Source organism: Cobetia sp. MC34 (assembly GCF_018340035.1).
Classification (GTDB): Bacteria; Pseudomonadota; Gammaproteobacteria; order Pseudomonadales; family Halomonadaceae; genus Cobetia; species Cobetia amphilecti.
In genome coordinates this window covers 56,946-64,215 of record NZ_JADPPY010000019.1, presented here as the reverse complement: position 1 = coordinate 64,215, position 7,270 = coordinate 56,946, and the positions used below count along the sequence as shown (strand labels likewise).

Sequence of the window (7,270 nt, the reverse complement as noted above, 5' to 3'; positions counted from 1 at the left end):
GTGCCGCCTTGGCAATGGCATCAATGGCGTCGCTGAAATGCATGAGACCTTCCCATAATAAGTGTACCTAGCACAGGAAGGTCTCATGATCAGCTTATGGAGAATAGGCTTAACTGACTGGCATTACCGCATTGCGGGGCCTTTTTCATGCCTGTCAGACAGCTTTCACTCACCCCGGTCTGGCGCTCGCCGACTGCCTCCCCCGGGCGACTGCCCTTTTCGAGAATGAATCCGCACACCTTAGACCTTGGACGTACTGCAGGGACGGGCAACATGGGATACGCTGAAGAGAATTCAAACAACCGTTCTAAACGCATGGCTGCTACGCTGTAGAAACGCCATGCAAAGACACCATCCCTCGCCACCCGGAGATCCTGCCATGACGCAGCTCATCCTCATCCTTGTCGCCGTTGCCGGTCTGTTGGCCGTCATGGCACGCGAAGCCGGGGCCCTCGCGGCCATCGGCGTTCTCGCCATCATCGGTATCGTCGGCCTGGCGATCGACGCGCCGGTGCTGGGTTGCCTGCTGCTGATCGGCGCGGCACTGGTCGCGGTATGTGGCCTGCCGGCCCTGCGCAGCAAGTGGCTCAGCCCGCGCCTGTTCGCGATGTTCAAGAAGGTCTCCCCCAAGGTCTCGGACACCGAGAAGGTGGCGCTGGAAGCCGGCACCGTGTTCTGGGACGCCGAGCTCTTTTCCGGCAAGCCGCAGTGGGACACCCTGACCGCACAGCGCAACGACGGCATCTCCAGCGAAGAGCAGGCCTTCATCGATGATCAATGCTCTGTCGCCTGCGGCATGACCAACAGCTGGGAGATCGCGCGTGAGCGTGCCGATCTTCCCGAAGCGCTGTGGGAATACCTCAAGCGCGAGAAGTTCTTCGGCATGATCATTCCCAAGGAATATGGCGGCCTGGGCTTCTCGGCCAAGGCGCAGTCGCTGGTGCTGCAGAAGCTGGCGGTCAACGAGACGCTGATGGTCACCGTCGGCGTGCCCAACTCCCTCGGCCCGGGCGAGCTGCTGCTCAAGTACGGCAGCGAAGAACAGAAGAACTACTACCTGCCGCGTCTGGCCGATGGCCGCGAGATTCCGTGTTTCGGCCTGACCGGCCCGCGTGCCGGCAGTGACGCGACCTCCATCCCGGACACCGGCATCGTGTGTCGCGGCATGCATGACGGCGAGGAAGTCGTCGGTATTCGCCTGAACTTCGAGAAGCGCTGGATCACCCTGGCGCCGGTCGCCACCGTGGTCGGCCTGGCCTTCCGCATGTTCGACCCCGAGCACCTGCTGGGTGACGTGGAAGACATCGGTATCACCTGTGCCCTGATTCCGCGCGACACCGACGGCATGGACATCGGCCGTCGTCACCACCCGATCGGCGCGCCGTTCATGAATGGCCCGATCTTCGGCAAGGATGTCTTCATTCCGCTCAGCTACCTGATCGGCGGCGAGCAGATGGCCGGCCAGGGCTGGAAGATGCTGGTCGAGTGTCTGTCGGTGGGCCGCTGCATCACCCTGCCGTCCGGTTCCGCGGGCATCTCGCGCTACGCACTGGGCTGGAGCGCCGGCTTTGCGCGCATCCGTCGTCAGTTCAATCTGCCGGTGGCCGAAATGGAAGGCGTGCAGGAGCCGCTGGCACGCATGGCCGCGATGAACTACATCAGCCAGGCGTCGGTGCTGCACACCGCCAACATGATCGACAACGGCCACAAGCCGGCAGTGCCCTCCGCCATCCTCAAGAGCCAGCTGACCGAGATGGCCCGCTCGCTGCTGGCCGACGGCATGGACATCCACGGCGGACGCGGCGTGACGCTTGGCCCGCGCAACTACATCGGCGTGGCCTACGCCGGCACTCCGGTCTCGATCACGGTGGAAGGCGCCAACATCATGACCCGCAACCTGATGATCTTCGGTCAGGGCGCGATCCGCTGCCATCCTTACGTGCTGGAAGAGCTGGCCGCCAAGGACGCCGATGACCTGAACGCCTTCGACAAGGCCTTCTTCCGCCATGCCGGCCTGATCTTCGGCAACGCAGCACGCGCCTTCACCCAGAGCTTCGGCATCGGCGGCAAGGCCACTGGTTTCGACGCCGTCGCCACGCCCTACGCCAGCCACATCAACCGCTTCAGCGCCGCCTTCTCGCTGTCCGCCGATGCGGCCATGGCAAGCCTCGGCTCCAGCCTCAAGGCGCGCGAGATGCTGTCGGCGCGCCTGGGCGACGTGCTCTCCAACCTCTACCTGGCGTCACTGACACTCAAGCAGTGGCACGAATCCGAGGCCTGCGAACACGAAGAGGCGCTGTTCCACTACAGCATGCAGTGGCTGCTGCACCGCGCGGAAAAGGCACTGGATGAGCTGTTCGCCAACCTGCCCAACCGTGCGCTGGGCACTGCCCTGCGCGTGATCGCCCTGCCGCGTGGCCGTCAGTTCGCCATGCCCAAGGACAGCCTGACCCGCGAGATCGCCCGTGCTGTCTCCACCGATACCGCCCTGCGTGCCAAGCTGACCGACAACACCTGGGACGCCCAGGACGAAGGCCAGCAGGACAACGCCCTCGCCCGCTACAACGCGCTGCTCAAGGACTACCCGCGCGCCGAGCCGATCTACAAGGCGCTGGCCAAGGCCTACCACAAGGGCGAGATTCCGGCCGACGCACTGTCACCGGAAGCGCGTATCGAAGCGGCGGTCGAGGCAGGCATCCTGTCAGCCGAGGATGGCGACTTCATGCGCGTCTTCGAAGCCGAGGTACTCGACATGCTGACCGTCGACCACTTCGAATTCGACGCCTTCGTGCGCAAGCCGATGGCGAGTGACGGCACCGCCTCCAACCCGCAGCAGGACGCCGCCTGATCGATACAGGAATTGATCGCTGATCGCCGATCGCAGAACCACAAAGGCCCCGCTCAATGAGCGGGGCCTTTGTCTTGGCAGAGCATGCCATTCGCGTGCGTCATCTCACCCTCAGATATGACGCGCGAAGTGCTCCAGGTCACGCACGAAGGCATTCTTGTAGGTCTCGAAGTCCTTCGGGCGCGCCTTGAAGGAGCGCTTGATGCGCTCGCGGTCCAGGCGCAGCGGCGCGTCGAGGGCCGCCAGGTTGCCGACACGCGCCGCCGGATTCATGCCGACCAGCTCGCGCGGTTGATCGCCTTCGGCCTCGGCCTCCAGCCAGTCGTTGATGCCGGCGCGACGCAGCACGCTGACCAGTGAGCTGTCGGTGATGCGCACCTGCAGGCGGCCGTGATCGGACAGCTGGGAGACCAGCGCGATGCCGTGGTCGTGACCGCGATGCACCGTCGGCGTCGCCCACAGCGCCAGATTCAGGCCACGTGCGTTCTCGTCGAGTACCAGCAGCGCGGCAGAGTGGATGCGCTCGGCATCGTCGACCAGCGCGAACAGGCGCGCCATCTCATTCTCGAACCACACCCCACGCACGCCGGCGTAACTCACCAGCGCATCCAGACCCCCTTCGCGGCCATGGACTTCGGCGCACAGCATCGCCAGACAGGCATCACGTCGGGCACCGGCACTCACTTCAACCACTTTCATCGCGTTCTCCGCCACAGGCATTTTCAGCGCGCAAGACTAGCACACTCGCTCGCCGGCCGCTTATTCCAGCCTTGAGTTGCCCCCGGCGCCTCGCTTGCCAACCTGAGCCGAGCTGGCGGCGCCACACGCCGGCTGCTCAGTCACAAATTCTGTCATAAGTTCAGCCATAAGCTCAGCTTCGCTCGAATGAACATCTACCTGTCACAAAGTTGTAAGGCGGGCGCTATAGAGTCGTCTACGCTTTTCGGACGATCATCAAAAGAACAAGAAAATGTTCACTTGATCGTCGCCATCGATCGTCAGCGGCCAGCGTCCTTCTTCTTTGTTGCGGAAGCTGGCCAGGGGAACCTCTCAGGAGTTTGACCATGCGCCGCCCGACTCATCATGCAAGCACCCGTACGACTGCCACCGCGACTCGTCGCCTCGCCAGCCTCGCGCTGGCCATCGGTTTCGCCTCCGCCTCCGCCAGTGCCCTCGCCGCCACCGAGGTGGAATGGTGGCACGCCATGGGGGGCGGGCTCGGCAAGAAGGTCGACGAGATCGCGGCCGACTTCAATGCAAGCCAGGACGACTACGTCGTCAAGCCGGTCTTCAAGGGCAACTACTCCGAGACCATGACCTCCGCCATCGCCGCCTTCCGCGCCGGCAAGGGTCCGGACATCGTGCAGATCTTCGAGGTCGGCACCGCCACCATGATGAGCGCCAAGGGCGCGATCGTCCCGGTGCATCAGCTGATGGCAGACTTCGCGCCGCAGGAAGGCACCGCCTTCGACCCGAACGCCTACCTGTCTGCCGTCACTGGCTATTACACCGACACCGACGGCAAGATGCTGTCGATGCCGTTCAACTCCTCGACGCCGGTGACCTACTACAACAAGGACGTGCTGGCCAAGGCGGGCGTCGACTCCCTCCCGCAGACCTGGCAGGAAATGGGCGCTGCGCTCAAGAAGGTCGTCGATTCCGGCGCCGCCAGCTGTGGCCTGACCACCACCTGGCCGTCCTGGGTGATGCTGGAGAACTTCTCGGCGCGCAACGACGTGCCCTTCGCCAGCCAGGCCAATGGCTTCGCCGGCACCGATACCCGCCTTGAATTCAACACGACCGCCGTGGTCGACCACATCCAGCGTCTCGATGACTGGCAGGCCGACAAGCGCTTCGTGTTCGGCGGTCGCTTCGATGACGCGGCGCCCAAGTTCTACTCCGGCGAGTGCGCGATGATGATGGGCTCTTCCGCCAGCTATGCCGGCGTCAAGGAAAGCGCCAAGGGCTTCGAGTTCGGCGTGGCACCGCTGCCCTATGACAGCGACGTGATCGAGACACCGCAGAACTCCATCATCGGTGGCGCCTCGCTGTGGGTGCTGTCCGGTCACAGCGATGAGGAATACCAGGGCGTCGCCAAGTTCTTCCAGTACCTCTCCAAGCCTGAAGTGCAGGCCGACTGGCACCAGTTCACCGGCTATCTGCCGATCACCACTGCCGCGGCAGAACTGACGCGCGAACAGGGCTTCTACGCCGAGAACCCGGGCACTGACGTCGCCATCACCCAGATGACCTCCGCGACGCCGACCGAGAACTCCAAGGGCCTGCGCCTGGGCAACATGGTGCAGATTCGTGACGTGATCAATGAAGAGCTGGAGAAGATCTTCTCCGGCAAGGAAAGCGTGCAGGACGGTCTCGACAACGCCGTCAAGCGCGGCGATTCGCTGCTCGAGAAGTTCGAACGCGCCAACGGCTGATCATCGCCACACCGGGGGCGGGCCCATGCCGGGCTCGCCCTCCCGCTATTTTCTCCAGCCAGAGAGCGGAAAGCGCATCCGACATCCGGTGTCCTTTCCCTTCTCTCACGGCTTGATGGCACAGGAGCGGCCGAGGCTTGCCGACTCCGTGCTACCGACGGAACCACCCAGTCCTTCCTTGCTTGCGAGACCCCTACTGCATGGCCCATTTCAATCGACACCCCATCACGCCCTGGATACTGCTGGCGCCTCAGCTGCTGATCGTGGCCGTGTTCTTCTTCTGGCCGGCCTACCAGGCCATCGAACAGGCCTTCTATGTCGAGGATGCCTTCGGGCTCTCACGGGAATTCACCGGGCTGAGCAACTTCGTCAGCGTGCTGAGCGAGCCCGAATATCTCACGACACTATGGACGACCACCTATTTTTCCTTTTCGGTGGCCTTCGGCGCCATGGCATTGGCGCTGGGGCTGGCCGTACTGGCGGACCGCGTGCTGCGCGGCGCACACGCCTACAAGACCCTGCTGATCTGGCCCTACGCCGTGGCGCCCGCCGTGGCCGGGGTGCTGTGGCTGTTCCTGTTCGACCCGACGCTGGGCATTCTGCCGGAGCTGCTGTCCGCCATCGGCATCGACTGGAATCACAAGCTCAATGGAGATCAGGCCATGTTGCTGGTGGTGCTGGCCTCGATCTGGAAGCAGATGAGCTACAACTTCGTGTTCTTCCTCGCCGGTCTGCAGGCGATCCCCAAGAGCCTGCTGGAAGCGGCCGCGATGGACCGCGCCGGCCCCTGGCGACGTTTCTGGACCATCACCTTCCCGCTGCTCTCGCCGACCAGCTTCTTCCTGCTGGTGATGAACGTGGTCTACGCCTTCTTCGAGACCTTCGGCACCATCGATGCCACCACCCAGGGCGGCCCGGCCGGCTCGACCCGCACCCTGGTCTACAAGGTCTATGAAGATGGTTTCGTCGGGCAGGACCTGGGCTCGAGTGCTGCCCAGTCCGTACTGTTGATGGTCATCGTCGGCGTGCTGACGCTGATCCAGTTCAAGTATGTCGAGAAGAAGGTGCAGTACTGATGCGCTACAACCGCCCCGGGCTTGATATCGCAAGCCATGCCCTGCTGATCATCGGCTGCGCACTGTTCTTCCTGCCGGTCTGGATCGCCTTCAGCGCCAGTACCCACGAGATGGGTGACCTCTACTCCAACGTCGCCCCCGTCTGGATCGGCGAGGCTGGCCTGGACAACTACCGCCAGCTGCTGGCAGACCCGGTCAGCAGTCTCGGCGCCGACGTGATGACCCTGCTGTTCAACTCGATGCTGATGGCACTGGGCATCGCCATCGGCAAGATCATCATCTCGGTGCTGGCCGCCTACGCGATCGTGTTCTTCGAGTTCCGCTTCCGCAAGCTGTGCTTCTGGCTGATCTTCATCACCCTGATGCTGCCGGTGGAGGTGCGAATCCTGCCGACCTTCAAGGTGGTGGCCGACCTCAACATGCTGGACAGCTACGCCGGTCTGATCCTGCCGCTGATTGCCAGCGCCACCGCGACCTTCCTGCTGCGCCAGTTCTACCTGACCATTCCGGCGGAACTGGTCGAGGCCGCGCGCATCGATGGCGCCGGGCCGTGGCGCTTTCTCAAGGACATCCTGCTGCCGCTGTCGAAGACCAACATCGCGGCACTGTTCGTGATCATGTTCATCTACGGCTGGAACCAGTATCTGTGGCCGCTGTTGATCACCACCGATGCCGACTATCTGACCATCGTCGTCAGCCTCAAGCGCATGCTGACCACCGGTGATGGTCTGGTGCCGTGGCAGGACGTCACCGCCACCACGCTGCTGGCCATGGGCCCGCCGGTACTGGTGATCCTGTTCATGCAGCGCTACTTCATCAAGGGCCTGGTGGACAGCGAGAAGTGATCTCGCACTCCGACCCGCGACACCTCGCCCCAAGCCCCCTGATTCCGTTACGCCGTGATGGACAGG

General features: G+C 63.4%; 5 protein-coding genes. 4 read left to right on the top strand and 1 reads right to left on the bottom strand.

Annotated elements, in window-relative coordinates; all coding sequences use genetic code 11:
• The first annotated feature begins 379 nt into the window (after nucleotides 1–379).
• The gene (locus IZU87_RS11525) at nucleotides 380–2,848 is read left to right on the top strand and encodes an acyl-CoA dehydrogenase (protein WP_213114592.1); all 2,469 of its coding nucleotides are present in this window, start codon (nucleotides 380–382) and stop codon (nucleotides 2,846–2,848) included.
• Between the two features lie 111 nt (nucleotides 2,849–2,959).
• On the opposite strand, the gene IZU87_RS11520 is transcribed toward IZU87_RS11525, so the two are convergent.
• Complete coding sequence (locus IZU87_RS11520; protein WP_054555137.1) at nucleotides 2,960–3,547, bottom strand: hypothetical protein; 588 nt, start codon at nucleotides 3,545–3,547, stop codon at nucleotides 2,960–2,962.
• A gap of 365 nt (nucleotides 3,548–3,912) precedes the next feature.
• On the opposite strand from IZU87_RS11520, the gene ugpB reads away from it, so the two are divergent.
• The 3 genes from ugpB to ugpE all read left to right on the top strand — a co-directional run bounded on the left by ugpB (nucleotide 3,913) and on the right by ugpE (nucleotide 7,204).
• Nucleotides 3,913–5,283 carry a sn-glycerol-3-phosphate ABC transporter substrate-binding protein UgpB gene (gene ugpB / locus IZU87_RS11515; RefSeq protein WP_052384813.1) on the top strand — a complete coding sequence of 457 codons (1,371 nt, stop codon included), beginning with the start codon at nucleotides 3,913–3,915 and terminating at the stop codon, nucleotides 5,281–5,283.
• 200 nt (nucleotides 5,284–5,483) lie between these two features.
• Complete coding sequence (gene ugpA / locus IZU87_RS11510; protein WP_213114591.1) at nucleotides 5,484–6,359, top strand: sn-glycerol-3-phosphate ABC transporter permease UgpA; 876 nt, start codon at nucleotides 5,484–5,486, stop codon at nucleotides 6,357–6,359.
• Nucleotides 6,359–7,204, top strand: coding sequence for a sn-glycerol-3-phosphate ABC transporter permease UgpE (gene ugpE / locus IZU87_RS11505; protein WP_213114590.1), 846 nt, complete (start codon nucleotides 6,359–6,361; stop codon nucleotides 7,202–7,204). The genes ugpA and ugpE overlap by 1 nt, the downstream gene beginning before the upstream one ends.
• Nucleotides 7,205–7,270 lie beyond the last annotated feature (66 nt).